The organism is Streptomyces sp. NBC_00376 (assembly GCF_036077095.1).
Classification (GTDB): Bacteria; Actinomycetota; Actinomycetes; order Streptomycetales; family Streptomycetaceae; genus Streptomyces.
Genome location: NZ_CP107960.1, coordinates 5,400,722 through 5,418,173, shown reverse-complemented (window position 1 = coordinate 5,418,173; position 17,452 = coordinate 5,400,722). Strand labels below are relative to the sequence as shown.

15 protein-coding genes and 1 tRNA gene are annotated in these 17,452 nt (G+C 69.5%); 3 read left to right on the top strand and 13 right to left on the bottom strand.

Annotation, left to right across the window (positions count from 1 at the left end; translation table 11 throughout):
- The first annotated feature begins 224 nt into the window (after window positions 1-224).
- Window positions 225-755: a hypothetical protein gene (locus OG842_RS24445; protein WP_266732586.1), complete on the top strand. Its 531-nt coding sequence runs from the start codon at window positions 225-227 to the stop codon at window positions 753-755.
- 152 nt (window positions 756-907) lie between these two features.
- Here OG842_RS24445 and OG842_RS24440 read toward each other — a convergent pair whose 3' ends face one another.
- The 4 genes from OG842_RS24440 to OG842_RS24425 form a co-directional block, all read right to left on the bottom strand.
- On the bottom strand, window positions 908-2,689 hold the full coding sequence (locus tag OG842_RS24440; RefSeq protein WP_266732585.1) for a DEAD/DEAH box helicase: 1,782 nt from the start codon (window positions 2,687-2,689) through the stop codon (window positions 908-910).
- Window positions 2,690-2,840: 151 nt separating this feature from the next.
- Entirely contained in the window at window positions 2,841-3,230 is a 390-nt protein-coding gene (locus OG842_RS24435; protein WP_266732583.1) for a type II toxin-antitoxin system death-on-curing family toxin, read from the bottom strand.
- On the bottom strand, window positions 3,227-3,427 hold the full coding sequence (locus tag OG842_RS24430) for a ribbon-helix-helix protein, CopG family (RefSeq protein WP_026290595.1): 201 nt from the start codon (window positions 3,425-3,427) through the stop codon (window positions 3,227-3,229). The genes OG842_RS24435 and OG842_RS24430 overlap by 4 nt, the downstream gene beginning before the upstream one ends.
- Before the next feature lie 47 nt (window positions 3,428-3,474).
- Complete coding sequence (locus tag OG842_RS24425; RefSeq protein WP_266732581.1) at window positions 3,475-4,959, bottom strand: MFS transporter; 1,485 nt, start codon at window positions 4,957-4,959, stop codon at window positions 3,475-3,477.
- Window positions 4,960-5,145: 186 nt separating this feature from the next.
- On the opposite strand from OG842_RS24425, the gene OG842_RS24420 reads away from it, so the two are divergent.
- Window positions 5,146-5,220: transfer RNA gene (locus OG842_RS24420), tRNA-Cys, on the top strand.
- A 285-nt stretch (window positions 5,221-5,505) separates the two neighbouring features.
- Here the strand turns inward: OG842_RS24420 and OG842_RS24415 are convergent.
- Window positions 5,506-6,021, bottom strand: coding sequence for a DUF1269 domain-containing protein (locus tag OG842_RS24415; RefSeq protein WP_266732580.1), 516 nt, complete (start codon window positions 6,019-6,021; stop codon window positions 5,506-5,508).
- Between the two features lie 283 nt (window positions 6,022-6,304).
- Between OG842_RS24415 and OG842_RS24410 the strand changes: the two genes are divergently transcribed.
- Window positions 6,305-6,820 (top strand): hypothetical protein, encoded by a 516-nt coding sequence (locus OG842_RS24410; RefSeq protein ID WP_266732578.1) that lies wholly within the window; start codon window positions 6,305-6,307, stop codon window positions 6,818-6,820.
- Window positions 6,821-6,903: 83 nt separating this feature from the next.
- Here OG842_RS24410 and OG842_RS24405 read toward each other — a convergent pair whose 3' ends face one another.
- The 8 genes from OG842_RS24405 to OG842_RS24370 form a co-directional block, all read right to left on the bottom strand.
- A complete protein-coding gene (locus tag OG842_RS24405; protein ID WP_266732576.1) occupies window positions 6,904-7,503 on the bottom strand; it encodes an AAA family ATPase in 600 nt (199 codons plus the stop codon).
- A 146-nt stretch (window positions 7,504-7,649) separates the two neighbouring features.
- Entirely contained in the window at window positions 7,650-8,024 is a 375-nt protein-coding gene (locus tag OG842_RS24400) for a hypothetical protein (RefSeq protein WP_328512469.1), read from the bottom strand.
- A 198-nt stretch (window positions 8,025-8,222) separates the two neighbouring features.
- Window positions 8,223-8,867, bottom strand: a complete 645-nt coding sequence (locus tag OG842_RS24395; protein ID WP_266732573.1) for a hypothetical protein — start codon at window positions 8,865-8,867, stop codon at window positions 8,223-8,225.
- 55 nt (window positions 8,868-8,922) lie between these two features.
- Entirely contained in the window at window positions 8,923-11,286 is a 2,364-nt protein-coding gene (locus tag OG842_RS24390; protein ID WP_328512468.1) for a hypothetical protein, read from the bottom strand.
- Window positions 11,287-11,305: 19 nt separating this feature from the next.
- Window positions 11,306-11,740, bottom strand: coding sequence for a hypothetical protein (locus OG842_RS24385; protein ID WP_266733795.1), 435 nt, complete (start codon window positions 11,738-11,740; stop codon window positions 11,306-11,308).
- Window positions 11,741-12,195: 455 nt separating this feature from the next.
- A complete protein-coding gene (locus OG842_RS24380) occupies window positions 12,196-14,547 on the bottom strand; it encodes a xanthine dehydrogenase family protein molybdopterin-binding subunit (protein WP_266732569.1) in 2,352 nt (783 codons plus the stop codon).
- Window positions 14,544-16,460: a 2Fe-2S iron-sulfur cluster-binding protein gene (locus OG842_RS24375; RefSeq protein ID WP_328512467.1), complete on the bottom strand. Its 1,917-nt coding sequence runs from the start codon at window positions 16,458-16,460 to the stop codon at window positions 14,544-14,546. The genes OG842_RS24380 and OG842_RS24375 overlap by 4 nt, the downstream gene beginning before the upstream one ends.
- A complete protein-coding gene (locus tag OG842_RS24370; protein WP_266732565.1) occupies window positions 16,457-17,353 on the bottom strand; it encodes an FAD binding domain-containing protein in 897 nt (298 codons plus the stop codon). The genes OG842_RS24375 and OG842_RS24370 overlap by 4 nt, the downstream gene beginning before the upstream one ends.
- Window positions 17,354-17,452: the final 99 nt, after the last annotated feature.

Genomic DNA, 17,452 nt, shown 5'->3' with positions numbered 1-17,452 from the left:
GAGGAGGTCGGGTGCCAAGAAGTCAAGAGAGAATTGATTGATCCTTATCTGAAATGCCCGAAAAGCATTTCCATGGGAATTTCAAGTGCCTCTGTGGACATCTATTGACTTCTCTGAAGATCACAGTTTCACTGCTGCCGACATGCCGGGCCCGGCACGCAGATCCACTTCTCAGCTCTTCGGTGGATCTGCGGAATTCAGAACCGGAAGGAGTTCCCCCCGTCATGTCGTCGAATCGAAGACACATCCCGCTGGTACTGGCCGCGGCCTGCTCGGTGGCCGGCGCGCTCGCCCTGGCTCCGACGGCCCAGGCCGTGAGTCCGCTCACCGCGACGGCCACGTACAACTGCGGCGCCTGGGGCACCGGTCTCGCCACCCTGACCGCCGCCGACTCGGGCACGTCCAAGACCATCAAGATCACGTCCACCGCGATCACGATGCCGGCCGGCACCAGTGCCGACCCGAACAGCATCACGACGACGCTCAAGCTCACCAAGACCTCGGGCGGCGTCACCAGTCAGGTGCAGTTCTCCGGAAAGACCAACCCCGGCATGAGCGGCGGCAGCCCGATCACCCTGGGCCCGCTGAAGCTCACCTCCGGCACCCTGGCGGCCGGTGACCGCACGGACTCCGTGGTGCTGCCCCCGCCCCCGAGCTCCACCAACTGGTCACTGCAGATCGTGGCGTCGTCCCCGACGTCGGCCACGGTTCCGTGTGTGGCCACGTCGAACCAGTCGGCGCCGTTCGTCTGGTAGCGGGCCGTCCGTCCAGTAGCCGGGCTGTCCGTCCGGTAGTCGCGCCACCTCATCCGCACCCGCGTCCGCACCGTCATCCGCACGCACGACGCCGGCCCGGGGCGAGGACCGATGTCCCCGCCCCGGGCCGGCACCAGCACGCCCCCGTGGGCTCACGTCATACGAGTGGCCCACTCCTGGACCTTCTTGATCCGCTGCTGGATCTGCCCGGCCGTGGCCTCCGCGCTCGGCGGCCCGCCGCACACCCGCCGCAGCTCGGTGTGGATCACCCCGTGCGGCTTGCCACTCTGGTGCGTGTAGGCCGAAACCATCGTGTTGAGCTGCTTGCGCAGCCCGAGCAGCTGCTTGTGCGTGACCACCGGCCGCGCCTCGGCCGGCTTCTCCAGCAGGTCGGCCTCCACGGCCGGCTTCTGGCGGCTGTGCGCGATCTGCCGGGACTGCCGCTTCTGGAGCAGCAGCTGCACCTGGTCGGGCTCCAGCAGCCCCGGAATCCCCAGGTAGTCCTGCTCCTCCTCGCTGCCGGGGTGCGCCTGCATGCCGAACTCGGCACCGTCGTACAGCACCCGGTCGAAGACCGCGTCCGATTCGAGGGCCTCGAAGGGCAGCTGCTCCTCGGTCTCCTCGTCCTCCAGCTTCTCGGCGTCGGCGAGGAGCTTGTCCTCCTCCGCGAACGGGTTCTCCTCGTCGCTGCCCTTCTTGGGCTTGTCGAGGACGTGGTCCCGCTCGACCTCCATCTCGTTGGCGAAGTCGAGCAGCATCGGAATGGTCGGTACGAAGACCGAGGCGGTCTCGCCGCGCCTGCGCGAACGCACGAAACGGCCGACGGCCTGCGCGAAGAACAGCGGCGTGGAGATGGTGGTGGCGTACACGCCGACGGCCAGGCGCGGCACGTCGACACCCTCCGACACCATGCGCACCGCGACCATCCAGCGCGAGTCGTCCCCGCTGAACTGGTCGATCCTCTTCGAGGCGGCCTTCTCGTCGGAGAGGACCACGGTGGCCTTCTCACCGGTGACCCGCTTGAGGATCTTGGCGTACTCGCGCGCCGATTCCTGGTCGGTGGCGATGACCAGCCCGCCCGCGTCCGGAATGCCCTTGCGGACCTCGGTCAGCCGCTTGTCGGCGGCGCTCAGCACATTGGGGATCCACTCGCCGGTGGGCGACAGGGCGGTGCGCCAGGCCTGCCCGATGGCGTCCTTGGTCATCGGCTCACCGAGCCGGGCGGCGATCTCGTCACCGGCCTTGGTGCGCCAGCGCATGTTGCCGCTGTAGCTGAGGAAGATCACGGGCCGGACGACGCCGTCGGCGAGCGCGTTGCCATAGCCGTAGGTGTAGTCGGCCGAGGAGCGCCGGATGCCGTCGTTGCCCTCCTCGTACACGACGAAGGGGATCGGGTTGGTGTCCGACCGGAACGGCGTACCGGTGAGCGCGAGCCGCCGGGTGGCCGGGTCGAACGCCTCCTGGCACGCCTCGCCCCAGGACTTCGAATCACCGGCGTGGTGGATCTCGTCGAGGATGACGAGGGTCTTGCGCTGCTCGCAGCGGTTGCGGTGCAGCATCGGCCGCACGCCGACGCCCGCGTAGGTGACCGCGACGCCGTCGTACTCCTTGCTGAGCGGGCCCGCGCTGTAGTCGGGGTCGAGCTTGATCCCTATCCGGGCCGCTGCCTCGGCCCACTGCTTCTTCAGGTGCTCGGTCGGCGCGACGACGGTGACCTGCTGCACCACGTGGTGGTGCAGCAGCCATGACGCGAGGGTCAGCGCGAAGGTGGTCTTCCCCGCGCCGGGGGTGGCGACCGCGAGGAAGTCGCGCGGCTGCTCCTGGATGTACTTCTCCATGGCGCCCTGCTGCCAGGCTCGCAGCTTGCCGGCCGTGCCCCAGGGGGCGCGGCCGGGGAAGGCGGGTGAGAGGTGGTGGGAGGCGGTAGTAGTCACGGTCTCCGGTTCGGGTCTCTCGGGTACGTGGGGCGCTGCCGGTACGGGCCGCGAGGGGCTCGTACGCGATACGACAACCGGGCCACCTTACCGGGGGGCCGGGCGTGAACCGCCTCGAACTACGCCACCCCACACGGAATTGCGATGGCGGTCACACGTCGTCGACGACCAGCTCACGCAGCCCCTGAGAGATCGTTTTCACCTCGTCCATTTCCCCGGTGGCCACCGCGATGACCAGGCGTTCCGCGGCATCGATGTCCGGGCGCAGATCGACCCCGTTCATCGCCAGGAAGGTCACGCACGACAGCCAGGCCGTGCGTTTGTTGCCATCGAAGAACGGATGGTTGATCGCCAAGGACTGCAGAAGCGCGGCGGCCTTGTCGATCAGGTCCGGGTAGGCCTCCTCGCCGAACATGGCCGCGGAGGGGCGGTGTGCCGCCGATTCGAGGAGCCCGGCATCGCGTACGACGATCTGCATGTCCGCGCAGGCATGCTCGGCGATGACGAGGATGTCCTCGGAAGCCAGGTAGACACAGTTCACTTGAGCCGCTCCATGAGCTCGCTCCACTTGGCCGCCTGCTCCTTGGCCGTCTTGCGGACGATGGCCTGCTGAGCGGTCCTGGCCAGGTAGTCGTCCACGGCCTGCAGCAGTATGGCGTGCATGCTGGTCCCCTCCTGCTCCGCGCGCTGCTTGAGGGCCTCGGTCTGATCGTCACGAAGACGCAGGTTCATAGCCATACCAAAACGGTACCACCGAGAGGGGCCAGAGTGGTACCACACGGCGCCTAAGGCTTTGTCCGCACCCGCGCCGCCACCCACGCCCCCACCAGCGCCACCCCCGCCATCGGCAGGAAGACCGCCGCGAACGCCCCCGGATGGGACCCCGCGGCCCCCGCCCCCGCCGCGTCGTGCACGGCCCCCACGGCCCCGCCACCGAGCGCCGCAAAGGCAGCTCCGCCCGCGGCGAGCAGCAGTACGTTCGAGAGCCCGTCGGAGATCTGGAGGGCGGCCGAGTTCGCCCCCGCCTCCTCCGGCGCCGACAGCTTCAGCAGCAGCACGCTCGTCGACGCGATCACCACGCCCATGCCGAAGCACCCGAAGGCCCAGGCCACGGCCACGGTCCAGACCGGCACCGCCTCGATCAGCACGGACGGCGCGGCCGCTATCGAAGCGGCGACCAGCACCATGCCGCCCACCATCAGGCGCTCCCGGTACGGCTCCAGGCGCGGCCGGGACTGCACGTACGAACCGAGCGCCCAGGTCCCGCCGCCGGCCGCGAGCGAGAGCCCGGCCATCGTGGGGCTGAGGCCGCGCTGGGTCACCAGCATCAGGGGTACGAAGGACTCGGCGGCGATGAACGACCCGGCCGCCACCCCGCGCAGCAGCACCACCGAGGGCAGCCCGCGCGCGGCGCGGCCGGTCCCCGGGGGCAGCAGCCCCCGCACGGCGGGCACGAGCAGTGCGACGCCCACGGCGGCCGGGAGCAGCGCGAACCAGTTCAGCTCCTGCCCGGCGTACTGGAGCAGCGCCGCGCCCAGCGAGATCCCCAGCGCGAGCAGGATGCGCCGCCGGTCGTACGGCTCGACGGGCGCCGCCGGATCGGCCGGCCCCGACGCCCGCCGCCGGATCGCGGGCAGCGCGAGCGCCAGCGGGAACACCACGAGCACCGGGATGCCGATGAAGACCCAGCGCCACCCCAGGTGCTCGGTCACACTCCCGGCGGCGAGCGGCCCGACGACCGAGGGGATCACCCAGCTCGCGGCGAACGCGGCCAGGATCGACGGTTGCAGCCGCTTCGGGTAGGCGCGGCTGATCACCACGTACAACGCCACGATCACCAGCCCGCCGCCGAGCCCCTGCACGGCCCGCCCCGCGACGAAGATCCACATGCTCGCGGCGGTCCCGCAGAGCAGCAGCCCCGCCGCGAACGCGCTGATCCCGGCGGCGAGCGGCCCCAGCGGACCATGCCGGTCCGCCCACTGGCCGGAGAGCACCATGGCGAAGAGGCTGGTCGTGAAGTACGCGGAGAACGCGAACGCGTACAAGGGAATGCCGTGCAGCTCCCGCGCGGCGACCGGCATCGCGGTTCCCACGGCGGTCGCCTCGAAGGCGATCAGGAACACGACGGAGACGATGCCGACGCTGAGCGCCCGGTAGCTCCGCCCGAGCACCCCTCCGGTTTCGACGGGCGACCCGGCCCCGCCGGGCACCTCCGCGTCGTCGGCGGTGCCGGTCTCGACACCGGCGTCTCGTGGTTCCAGGGCACTCATGAGCCCAAGAGTAAGGGGCAAGATCTCATTTGAGCCCTGTCGCGAGACGGTCCTCCGGTCGTCCGTTGGTCGTAGGACCACGGCACCGAATGTGAACGCGCCATGGCAGTCGCATTGCACCCCGCCCCGCGCTCTTGAGCGGCCGGGACGCCCGGCCCTACGGTCGGATCACGACGAGGAACACACGGCCGTGTGCCCGAGTGGTTCAGGGGCTCGACTGCAACTCGAGTTACACCGGTTCGAATCCGGTCACGGCCTCCACGCAGTACGCCCGCCCAGCACGCGTCATACGCCACGCCGGGCGGGCCTCAGCATTTTCGGGAACACCCCTGGGCCCTGAGCGCGGACGGTGCGAAACCGTTGATGAATTCCTTCAGCGCTTTGCGGCGATCGGCGACGTCCTCGGGTACCGGCTTGAATTCGCCGAGTTCGACAAGGACGGCGTACTTCCGCGAGGAACCCCGATCTGCACCGGGTCCCCGCGTACGAAGGGCGACCACCCTACGCGCGGCGCGGGCAGTCGCCTTCTCTCGTACGGTCCGGAGATCAGGAGGCGATCGTCGTCTCTTCCTTGAGCGCTTCCTTCACCATCTCCCGCAGGTGCGCCTCGTCCTCCTTGCTGAGCGAGGTCTGCACGAGCTGACCACCGAACTTGGCGATCTCGGGGATGACCTTGTCGCGGGCGGACTTCCTGACGAGCACGAAGACAGCGGCGGCGCCGGGCCGGAGATTGGTGCTCAGCTCCTTCATGAAGTCGTCGTTGACGCCGGTGTCGACGACGGACCCTCCGGCGGCGCCGGCCGCTGCGCCCACCGCGGCACCGAGGAACGGCACGAGGAAGAGCAGCCCGATGACGCTCCCCCACAGCGCGCCGCCCGCGGCACCGGTACCCACGTGGTTGACGGCCTGATGCAGCTTGATCTTGCCGTCCTTCTCACGCCGTTCGACGACGACGACGTCCTCCAGCTCGACGAGGTGCTCGCGGTTCATGGACAGCAGCTTGTCCCGGACCTGGTCGGCGGTGGCGAGATCGTCGTAGGCGATGACGAACAGATTGCTCATGCGGCTGACTCCTCCTCGTGGTGCGTTACCGCACCAACCATAGAGGAAACGTTGTTAAATAAGACATTAAGTCCGAATGCATCGGCCCTCCAAGCGCTTCAGCGGTCCGTTCCGACCCACGTCTCTTCTCCCATACGGAACGCGAGCAACCCCGAGGCAATGCCCCCGTCGGGCTCTTTGGACTTCCCGTAGAGCAGCTGGATTTCAGGAGCGAAGTGCCAACTGGCGTGACAGGGCGGACAGTTCGCTTCCACTGCCCGAGAGGCTTTCTGCAGTGGGCGGCATGGCTGATCGCACAGACCACGGCGTCGACCCGCAGACCCGCCCCGACCTGCCGGCGTGGCTGACCGAACGCGCCCAGAGCTTCGGGCACTGGGCCGAGGCCACCAGAACCCCCGGGACATGGGACTTCTCCCCCCAGTCCCTGGACACGCTGGAAGACCTCATCCGCAGCCGGTACGACAGCGGCGCGGAGAGCCTCACAGCCCGACGCGACGCATTCCTTCAAGGGGCATGCTGGTACATCGGGGAAGTGGTGTGCCGGGCCCGGGGGGCGGTGTGGAAGTTCGAGCCGTTCGCCGTGAAGGGCGCCGAACTTCCGTCCCTGTTCGGGGAGGCGGATCCGTCAGGGGTCATTGACGACCCCTGCGTGGGGGTGCCCGGAGAGGACACGGAGGAGGCCATCCATCCGATGGGCGCCGTGCACGGACTGTTCTCCACCGAAGACGAGCTGGGCAACCTCATCGAGCAGCACCTCTCCGACGTGCTGGGCGACTTCGACGAGGACGACGAGGAGTAGCCGGGGTGCCGCCGCGATCGTGGCCGGTGGGGTCGATGCGCGCGTCGGCGGAGGCGAAGCGGATGGTCGAACCTCCTGCCGCCTCAGCCCTCCAACCCTCCCGCTACCCGAGCCCGCTCAAGACCCGCAAGGACCGCGTCGACCGTCTGCTCCACGGTCTGCCCGGTCGTGTCCAGCCAGAGCCCGATCCGCGGCGTCTCCTCGCGCAGCACCCGGTCCAGCGATTCGACCGTCCAGCCGGCCCCGTAACCGCTCTTGCCCCGCCCGGCCTCCCGCTCGGCAACGGCCCGCGGCTCGGGGGCGAGCACGACGACGTACAGCGGCCATGTCCGTACGAGACCGACGTACGCGGACAACTCCTCCCCCAGCACCACGTCCTGCACCACAGCACTCCAGCCCTCACCCGCGTACGCGTCGGCCGTCATCGCGGACAACCGGTACCGGAGCCGGAGTTGGGCGACAGCCTCCTCATACGCCCCCGGCACCATCTCGGCCCGCCCGGACACCACCATCCGCCGGAAGACATCTCCCCGCACATGCACGGCCCGCGGCAACCGCTCGGCGAGAGCCTGCGCCACGGTGGACTTCCCGGAGGCCATCACCCCGGTGATGAGCACGACGGCGGCCCCTGGCCCGTCGCTCTGCTCCGGCTCCCGCTCTCCGTCGCCGCCCGCAGCCACCATCACGTCATCGCCCGCCCTTCTCTCGCGTCTACTGCCGGAACGGCTCACTGTAGGAACAGAATTCAGAACGCTGCCGCGGCCTGAACTCCTGCGCCTTCGGCCCGCTGGGTGTCCGGGCGCCCCCTTCGGATAAGTCATCGCAGAGTTCACGGCGCAGTTGACCCCCGCGCTGACGGAGACATTGCCGATACTTCCGACGTCCAGTGAGACGGTGAATCCATAGCGGCCCTGGCCCGGATCCGCGGCATGTCCTTGTCGGAACCGACGCTGACGGCCTGGAAGCCCTGTTGTTCCCAGTACCGCTGAACGAGCCCCAGCAGGTGGCCGCGCCGCTGCTCGGAGACCACGGTGAGGACGTTCCTGCTGCGGGTGACGGTCGTGGTGCCGGCCGACTCGTTGAGACCGGTACTGCACGCCGCTTCCACGGGTGCTCCGTAGGCCCATTTCACAGGCGGACGGATGGCCGCCAAAGTACCGTCGAGCGTGGCTTCCGAGCGCTGCCCGGCCTGTTGCGTGTTCATCGCGGAGTTCTCAGGCCCCTTCCCGGCCCGGGTCGGCCCGCTCGCGGACCCACAAGCGGCAAGCACCGCCACCATGAGCACACACCCCAGCAGCCTCCCCCGCCCGATCACACGCGTGGCACACCATCCGTTGACCGCTCCGCCTCCGGCGGACGTTACGGGAAACCGTCGAGGCTCAGCCAATGCCTCGTCCCACGATCAGGATCGCGGCGTCAGCACCGGCTTCTCGGGGAGCCCGCCATTGTTCTCGCACTCCAACTCCTTTGCCAGGAAGAGGGATGCCGCATGCAGAATCGTCAGGTTGACCTTCCTGGGGTCCGACGCCTTCTGTCCACGGTCTTTCGGGCGGCCGAGCTGCCCGAGTATGCGCATCGGACGCACCTTCGACCCCTTGAACTGAGAGCTCACACACTCAAAGTAGAGGGCAGCGGATTCGGGAGTCGCCTCGGACTGCTTTCCCATCGTGTAGAGCCGCCCTCCCGCCGGAAGACGAAGGTCGCCCACGTCCTGCGGCGCGTACAGGGAGAAGGCAATTCCTGCCCGATCCGCCCTCCCACCGCCCTCCGGAGTCAGTTGACACAGGGCGCCCCCCCTGGCCCAGCTGTTGCCGGATTCGTACCCGGCCTTGAGCGCATCGACAACGCGGTCCAACTCTTTCGGGCTGGTCCAGGCGAACGAAGACGCGCCCATGACGGACTCGACCGTCTTCGCCAGCCGGCCTTTGAACACACCGTGGCACACCTCCTCCGTCCCGACGTACTCCGGCGCCTCCTCCCCCCCACACCCGGTCGCCGCCGCGCCGACAGCCATCACCAACCCGACAACGCACAGCGCCCGCCTCACACGCACCGCTCCCGCAGGTCTCACCTCCGCGCTCCGCCCTGCACCATTCGCCGTCTCAGTCTCCGGTCTCGGGATCGCTGCCCTGCTGGTCCTCACGTTGATTCCCCTTTGCGTACCCGCCCGTCATCGACTCCTTCAAGTCCTGGCGGAAATCGTCGTCGACAGCAGGCGCATGGCGCTTCAGGAAGCCTTCCATGGGCGCCTCGGCCATGGACTCGCCGGCCCGAAACACCCTGGTCTTCTCCTCGCGAGTGAGTTCCTCGACCTCTTTCTTGTGCTCATCCACTGACTTATCCGAGATGTCCCCAACAAACTGGCCAATGACATGCTCCACGGCGCCGCTGGCCGTATCGCTTCCCAGCGTGATGAGTGTTGCTGCTGTCCCTGCCGCCGCGATCGGTGGCAGAAAGGCGACCCCGGCAGCGACCCCCACGCCGGTTCCGAACTCCATCCAGCCCGACCTCGCCGCCACTGCCTTCTCGTAGTCCTCATGGGTTTTGAGGTTCGTCGCCTCGATCTGATCCGCGCGAGACTGGTCAAGCATGCCCTGCACCTCGGCACCCGTGCCGACCACTGCCCGCGCAGCACCGGTATTTTTGATCTCACCCTCCGGAGTCACCTGCCGTTCCAGCATGCTGGTGCTGTAGATCTGCTCGGCGTTGGAGACAGTCGCGTACGAGTCGGGGTGCTGACCCAAGGAACTCAGGAATTCGCGGGCGACTAGTCTGCCGTTGTCTTTGACGCCGTCACTGTTCTCAGTGGAGAAGTTGAGGTGGCCTTCCGGGTTCTTTCCTGGAACGAAGACGCTGTCGGGTTCGTTCTTTTCCAGCGACCAGTTGATGTCGTCGATGTAGCCGGCACCCATGATCCCCAGGCTGTCGGACATCGCTTCCTGCTTCTTGAGCAAGCCCGCGTCCGCGCCATATTTCTCCATGACGTCCCGCATGACAGTGGCATTGTCCGCATCCCGCACAACGCTGGCATCTGGACTGTCGTACGGGTACCCGAGAGTCGCCGCCTCCAGTGCGTGACCCAGCGCATCCGGCACATACCCGAGCGACTCCTTCATCTCCTTCGGGGTGTGCATGTCGACGTCCCCGAAGGGCTGCCACTTCTCGTTACCGAAGAAGTCGAGATAGTTCCCGATGGCCTTGCCATCCTTGTCCTTGCCAAGGTTCGCCGTCGCACTCTCGTCGACCGTGCCGTCCTCGTTGTAGGCCGTCGGATCGTCGGTGAAGAACTGCTTTGCCGCTTCCGGGCTGTGCCCCAACGCCTCCAGCATGGAGGCGACCGGGTCGTAACCGGCGCCGTTGAGACCGGACGGGTTGAAGGGGTTTTTGACGGGGATGGTCACCAGACTGTTCCCCCGGAACATGTCCGGGTTCTTCTGGTGCAGCTGCGCCACGTGCTCGGCTATCGGGTTGAGGAACTTCGCGTCGTAGTTTCCGTACCGCATGATGCCGCCGAGCAGCTGGTAGCCGAACGCACCACCGTATTCGTTCTTTTGCAGCGGGATGCGTTCCGTACCCATCTTGCGGAGCTCCGGGCCCCACTTCTTGGTGAAATCCGTGTCCTCGGAGGCGTTGGCCAGATTGAGCCCCAAGTTCTTCTGGAGTTCCTGGACGTCCTTGAGTCGCTGCTCATCGAGCTTGGGGTGGTCGTATGTGTCCTGGGAGAGCTGCCCGAAGAAGGCAAGCGCCCCCTCTGGCCCGAGCTTCCTGTAGAAGTTCGTCGAGAACTCTCTCGAATCGCTGTTGTCTTTCAACAGCTCGTTGAGCGCCTGGAGCTCCTTGTGCGTGAGGTCGCGGCCCTTGGCGGCAAGGCGGGCGGCCCGGGCGGCCTCCTCCTGGTCCATCTTCGTGTACTTGGGGGCGGTGAAGTCCTTGCGATCGGTGACATTGGCTTCGAGGGAGTTCTTGAAGGACACGTCGGTGTCGTTGCAGTTGTCGACGATGAGGTCGATCCTCTTCTGCCACGACTCGACGTTCTTCCTCTCCTGCTGGAGCATCGCGGAGTAGTCGGGATCATGCCTGGCCACCAGGGACTCCTGCACCGGGTGCCGCGCCGTGACCGTGCCCTTGCCATCCACCTTGATCCCTGCCGCGGGTCCTTCGTGGTCCCGGATGTTGATCAGGTCGTCCTTGGCCTTTTTGATGGCCGCGTGCCCCTCTTCGAGGATCGCCTTCACGCCCTTGGCCTCGGCTGCGGCGTCCGCGAACTCCTTGGCCGTCTTGGTGACGAACGCCTTGGTGACGCCCGCGTTGAGGCCCTCCCAGTCCGCCTTGTCCGACTTGACCTTCATACCCTTGGCCGCGTCATCGGCGAGCTTGTCCAGATCGCTCGCCATCTTGTCCCAGTCGTCGACCGCGGACTTCAGTTTCGCTACCGGGGCGTCGATCAAGTCGTCGTACTTCAGCATGTGCGCGCTCCCCCGACCCTTACTTCATGTATTCCGTGAGCTTGGAGATCGGCGCCAGATCCCCCTCGACCTTCGCTTCGTCCTTCGCATGCTGAGCCTTGGTGTAATCCAGGTGGTTCGAGATGTGCGCGAGGGAATCCAGCAGCGTCTTCAGGTGGGTCTTCCAGAAGTCGTGCACCTTGAGCACCGCCGAACCGCTCGCGAAGTTGCCGTTGGTCAGCGCGATCGCCGCGTCGAACGTAGCGGGACGGGCACGGTCCCCCTCCTTCGACAACCGGATCCGCAGGTCGTAGGCGTCGTTCCCGATGGCGCCGAGGGAGTCCCGGTTGACCACCAGGTCGGGGGCGCCACCCCCGCTACCGCCGCCCTCGGCCGGGACGCTGTTGATCTGCATGGCACTCCGCCGCGCGGCCGCCGCATCGCGAAGCTCCGCCCATTCCTCGTCAAACGTCACGAAATCCCCCAAAGCTCTTCCCGGTTGGCGGCCCTGCCCGAAGAACGTGGCGCCCCCGGCACATCATCGGATCCTTCCCCAATGGCACCAGACAAGCGGGACGATATTCATAAAGAACTCCCGAGTCGAAGCGCAATGCCCAGGGGCGCGGTGCGGATGCGTAGTTGCCCGAAAAGAGCCCCTCCGACTCCGAAATTGGCCTCCAGAAAGCGGGATCGGACCAGCGGTACGCACGTACCCATCCGGAACCGTTCGTCGGTGGATGGCCGTGCGGCCGGGGCGACGCGAAGGACGGCCCCGGCCTCCTGTCTCCGGCCTACCTGGTCAGTCCCGAGCCGTAGCGTACGCACCGCACATGTCGCCCGCTCGACGACTCCTGAAGGCAGCCGACGACTGGCGACACCGTGTACCTCCGGGTCGCGCCGGCGACCCGGAGTGCGACATCCGTACGGGGCTCAGGAGTTGGGGGCCGCCACCGCTGCCTGGGGCCTGATGGGGAGGCGGTTTATCGGGCGGCCGGTGGCGGCTCGTACGGCTGCGGCCACTGCTGCCGGGGACGTCACCACGGGGACCGCCGAGGCGGGCTTGGCGCCGAAGGGGGCCACCACGTCTCGTTCCTCGATGAGTTTGACGATGCGGATCTCGGGGGCGTCCAGCGCGGTCGGGAGGGTGTAGCCGGTGAGGTCGGGGTGGCGGATCAGGCCGCGGGCGCTGCGGAGGTTCTCGGTGAGGGCGGCGCCGATTCCCTGGGTGATGCCGGCCTCGATGCGGGTCGCGAGCTGGGACGGGTTGAGGACCCGGCCGACGTCCTGGGCGACCGCCATCTCCACGACCCGGACGGAGCCGAGCTCGATGTCGACGTCCACCACCGCGCGGATCGCGCAGAAGGCGAGGCCGACGAAGGCGTCGCCCTGGCCGGATTCGTCGAGGGGTTCGGTCGGGTGGGGGCGGCACTGGGCGGTGGCCCAGAGTTCCTTGCCGTCCATGGCCTCGGTGACCGTCGTGGACAGCACACCGTCGTACGAGGTGATCTTGCCGTCGGCGATCTGCAGCAGCTCCGTGGACATGCCGAACTTGTGGGCCAGGGGCTGGAGGAGCTGGGTGCGGACCATCTTGGCGGCGCGTTCCACCGCCCCGGCCGAGACCCAGGTGTGGCGGCCGTGCGTCGCCGGGCCGGCCGGGGGCTGGTCGGTGTCGACGGAGGCCACGTGGACCTCTTCGATGCCCAGGGTCTCCTGGACGACCTGGCGGGCGAGGGTCGAGAAGCCCTGACCCGTCTCGACCGCCGCGCAGATGACCGTGGCGATGCCGTCGTGGACCCTGACCGTGGCCGTGGAGACCTCGTCGGCGCCCTCCGCGCCGAGCATGTGGACCATGCCCAGCGCGTAGCCGACCCCCCGGCGCACCGCACCGGGTTCGCCCGCGCCCTCGGGGCCGCCGGGGAGCAGCCAGTCGTCCTCCGGGGCGTCCTTGGGGAGCGCGGGGAGGGGGAAGTCCTGTACGGAGGCGAGGAGTTCGGCGACGGGTGCGGGGCAGGTCACCGTCTGGCCGGTGGGCAGGATGTCGCCGGTGGACAGGGCGTTGCGCAGGCGCAGTTCGACCGGGTCGATGCCGAGCTTGGCGGCCAGCTTGTCCATCTGGCCCTCGTACGCGGCGCAGACCTGCATCGCGCCCTCGCCCCGGACGTGCCCCGACGGCGGGTTGTTCGTACGGACCGCCCAGCCCTCGATGAACGCGTGCGGGACGACGTACGGGCCGCAGGCGAACGCGACCGCGGCGGCCAGCGACTCGGACGAGGAGTCGGCGTAGGCACCCGCGTCGAGCAGGATCTGCGCCTCGACCTTCACCAGCCGGCCGTCGGCGTCCGCGTGGTGGCGGTAGCGCAGTAGCGTCGGGTGCCGGTGGGAGTGGCCGAGGAAGGACTCCTCGCGGGTGGCGGCCAGCTTCACCGGGCAGCCGGTGCGCAGTGCGAGCAGGCCGAGCGGGAGCTGGAAGCCGGGTTCCTCGCGGTCGCCGGTCGCGCCGGGGACGCCCGTGACGACGACCTTCACCCGCTCCGGTTCGAGGCCGAAGCAGGCGGCGGCGAGGTCGCGGTCGGTGTGCGGGTCGGTGGAGGCGGTGTAGATCTCCACGCCGCCGTCGGGGCGGGGCACGGCGAGCCCGGCCTCGGCGCCGATGGGAGCCGGGTCCTGGCGGCCGATGCGGTACAGGCCCTCGACGACGAACTCGCCGGTGGCGTCGGGGTCTCCGTAGCGCAGCGGGATGTGGCGGATCAGGTTGCCGTCGGGGTGCAGCGGTTCGGCGGCGAAGGCCTTCTCCGGGTCGGTGACCGGGTCGAGGACCTCGTACTGGACGGCGATGGCCGCGGCGGCGAGCCTGGCCGTGTCGGGGTGGTCGGCGGCGACCGCGGCGATCGGCTCGCCGTGGTGGCGGACCAGGTCGGAGGCGAAGACCGGACGGTCGACGACCCGGCGTCCGTACGCGCTCTCGCCCGGGATGTCCTCGTGCGTGATGACGGCCTGCACCCCCGTCATCTCGACGGCGGCCGAGGTGTCGATGGACAGGATGCGGGCGTGCGGGTGCGGGGAGCGCAGGACGGCCGCCCAGAGCAGGCCCTCGGCCCAGAGGTCGGCGGCGTACGGGAAGGTGCCCTCGGTCTTGGCGCGCGCGTCGGCGGGCGGCAGCGAGACGCCGAGGCCGAGTACGGGCGTCTCGGTGTCGGGGCCCTCGGCCGTCGGGACGGTGCCCGCCGGGGTGGTGATCCGTGTGCTGGTCGCGTTGGCAGCGGTGGCTGCGTCGTTGCTCACGCCATGCCTCCGTCCTGCGGGTGCGACTGGACGCTACCGGCGCCGGGGGCCGCCTGGTGCGGAATGCGGGCCTCGTCGGGCTCCGGGGACGTGGAGTCCGACGAGGCGGGGTCGGTGCCGGTGCCGGTGTCGGCCTCGCGGCCCGCGATGACCTCGTTGACGGCGTCGAGGACACCGCGGTAGCCGGAACAGCGGCAGAGGTTTCCGCAGAGCGCCTGGCGCGTCTCCAGCTCGCTGGGGGCGTGGTTGCCCTCCAGCAGGTCGTGGACGGTCATGGCCATGCCGGGGATGCAGAAGCCGCACTGGACGGCACCGCACTTGGCGAGGGCGCGCTGGACGTCGGACGGCTCGCCGTCCACGGCGAGGCCCTCGACCGTACGGACCTCGCTGCCGGCCGCGGTGGCCGCGGGGACCAGGCAGGAGGCGACCAGCCTGCCGTCCACCTGGACGTTGCACGCGCCGCACTCGCCCTGCGAGCAGCCGTCCTTGGCGCCCGCGAGGCCGAGGCGCTCGCGCAGCACGTAGAGGAGCGACTCGCCGATCCAGGCGTCGGCGACGGGGCGGTCGGCGCCGTTCACGTGCAGGACGTAGGAGGCGGCCGGGCGGTCGTCGGGAACGCCGAGCGGGGCGGGGTCGACCGGCTGGGAGTCGACCGGCTGGGGATCGAGGGGCCGGGGTTCCTCGGGGGGTGATTCGGGATCGGTCGCCCCGGCCTGTGCGGTCGCCGAAGCCGCTTCCTGCTCCGGGTCCTCGGGCGCGGCCTCCGCCGGCTGCTCGGAGGTGACGTTGTTTGCGTCGGGTTCGGAAGTGGTGTCAGGGACTGTGTCGGGGACAGCTTCCGGAGCGGTTACCGGAGCGGTTTCTGCGGCGGTTTCTGCGGCGGTTTCGAGGGGGGGTCCCGCGGGCTTCGCCGGCTCGGGGGCCGCATCGACGGGGTGCGGGGCGCCTCCGTCGGGTACGGGGGCGGCCTCCGTCTCCGCAGGGGCAACGGCCTCGGGGGCGCGCAGGACGTCTTCGTACGTCACGGACGACGCCTCGACCGACGGCTGCTGCTGCTCGAACCCGGCTTCCGGCGCGTGCTCCGGCTCTATGTCCGCCAGGAGTGCGGGCTCCGCCGCGAACTCGGCCTCGGGCTCCTCGTGGGCGGGCTCCGGGGCCGGCTCCTGCGTCGCCCACGGCGCGGGCGCACCGCCCGGCAGCGTGGCCGGCGGGGTCCGGTCCCCATACCACTGGGCGGCCAGGGCCGAGGCCGCGAACTCGCCGGATTCCTCCGGGAGATCACCGTCGGCGACCGGAATCGTCCACTGACCCGTGTGCCCGGTGTGGTCGGTGTGCCCCGTGTGCCCGGTGCTGTCGCCGTGCTGACCGGTGTGGTCGACGTGATCGGCGAGCCCCGCCTGTCCGGCCTGGCCCGTGTGGACGCCGAACTCCGTGGACTCGGTGAAGTTCCACTGGCCCGTGGCCGCCGGGCTCTGCTGGTACTGCTCCTGCGCATACGGATCGTGCGGGAGCTGCGGGGCGTGGGGAGCCTGTGGGGCGTGGGGAGCCTGCTGCGGGTACTCGTACTCGTAGTCGTACGGGCCCTGCTGCTGGTTCGGGTCCGGCCAGTGCACCGTCTCGGGGGCCTGCTGCTCCGCCCCCGTACCGCGCTCCTGCTGGCTCTGCGTCTGCACGACCCAGCTGCCCGTGGCCGACGGGTCGAGCCCGGCCGCGGGGGTCAGCGGAACGATCATCGGCGGTACGTAGCCGTGGCCGGGTGCGGCCAGCGGGATGTTCGCCAGGTCCTCCGGCGGCAGGTGGACGAAGGCGGTCGCCTCCGCGTCGTACTCGCCGCCCTGCGGCGTCGGCTGCCAGCCCCCGTGCTGCAGGTGCTCCTGCTGCCCGTGCTGATCGTTGCGGTCCTCGTTGCTCACGACAGTGCCCTCCCCAGCGCGCGTCGGGCCAGCGCGGCGACGGTCCGCCGCAGGTGCAGTACGGCGGGGGGCAGCGGTTGTGCCTCTCCCCCGTCGGCGGGTGGTTCCTGGTCCGGGATGCAGGCCGCGGCGACGTACTCGCCGAAGGCGGCCAGCGCGTCGGGGGCCAGGCCCCGTTCGCCGTCCCAGTCGATCAGCGAGGCGATCCAGCGTTCGGCCTCCAGCGGCCGCAGCGGCATCGGTGCGATGGCGCCGACCGCGCAGCGCACCCCGCGCCGGGCCGGGTCGAGGACGATCGCGACGGACGCGGTGGCGCGGCCGGGGCCGGTACGGCCGGTGGCCTTCAGGAAGACCTGGGGAGCGTGCAGCAGCGGCACCCGGACGAAGCCGATGAGTTCGGCGGGTTCGAGCATGTCGCGGCCGGCCAGCAGGTGCGAGACGGGGATCTCGCGCCGGGCGCCGCCCGGACCCGCGATGACCAGCTCGGCCTCCAGCGCGGCGAGCACCGGGAGGGCGTCGCCGGTCGGGGCCGCGGTGGCGATGTTGCCGCCGAGCGTTCCGGCGTTACGGATCTGGGGCGGGCCGGCGGCGCGCGCCGACGCGGCCAGTGCGGGGATCAGGGCCGCGAAGTCGGGCCGCCCCATGCGTGCGTGGGTGAGGCCGGCGCCGAGCAGGGCGTGGCCGTCCTGGTAGTGCCAGCCGCGCAGCTCACTGATCCGGCCGAGGCCGACCAGGCCGGAGGGGCGCAGCAGCCCCTTGTTGACGGCCGCCATCAGGTCCGTGCCGCCCGCCACGGGAACGGCGGCGGGCATGGCGCTGAGCGCCGCCACGGCCTCGTCGAGCGAGGCCGGCAGCGTCACGGACTGCGTCGCCTGCGGTGCGTGCGTGGTCAACCCAGCTGCCCCTTCCCGGTGTCCCGGCTGTCCGGCTGTTTCGCCGTACGGTACGTGCTCAAGGCCTGGACGTGGCAACTCTGGCACATCTTCGGATCG

Coding starts and splice junctions, on each gene's coding strand:
- OG842_RS24445 (WP_266732586.1), top strand. CDS start 225: ATGTCGTCGAATCGAAGACACATCCCGCTGGTACTGGCCGCGGCCTGC.
- OG842_RS24430 (WP_026290595.1), bottom strand. CDS start 3,427: ATGGCTATGAACCTGCGTCTTCGTGACGATCAGACCGAGGCCCTCAAG.
- OG842_RS24425 (WP_266732581.1), bottom strand. CDS start 4,959: ATGAGTGCCCTGGAACCACGAGACGCCGGTGTCGAGACCGGCACCGCC.
- OG842_RS24415 (WP_266732580.1), bottom strand. CDS start 6,021: ATGAGCAATCTGTTCGTCATCGCCTACGACGATCTCGCCACCGCCGAC.
- OG842_RS24410 (WP_266732578.1), top strand. CDS start 6,305: ATGGCTGATCGCACAGACCACGGCGTCGACCCGCAGACCCGCCCCGAC.
- OG842_RS24405 (WP_266732576.1), bottom strand. CDS start 7,503: ATGGTGGCTGCGGGCGGCGACGGAGAGCGGGAGCCGGAGCAGAGCGAC.
- OG842_RS24400 (WP_328512469.1), bottom strand. CDS start 8,024: ATGAACACGCAACAGGCCGGGCAGCGCTCGGAAGCCACGCTCGACGGT.
- OG842_RS24390 (WP_328512468.1), bottom strand. CDS start 11,286: ATGCTGAAGTACGACGACTTGATCGACGCCCCGGTAGCGAAACTGAAG.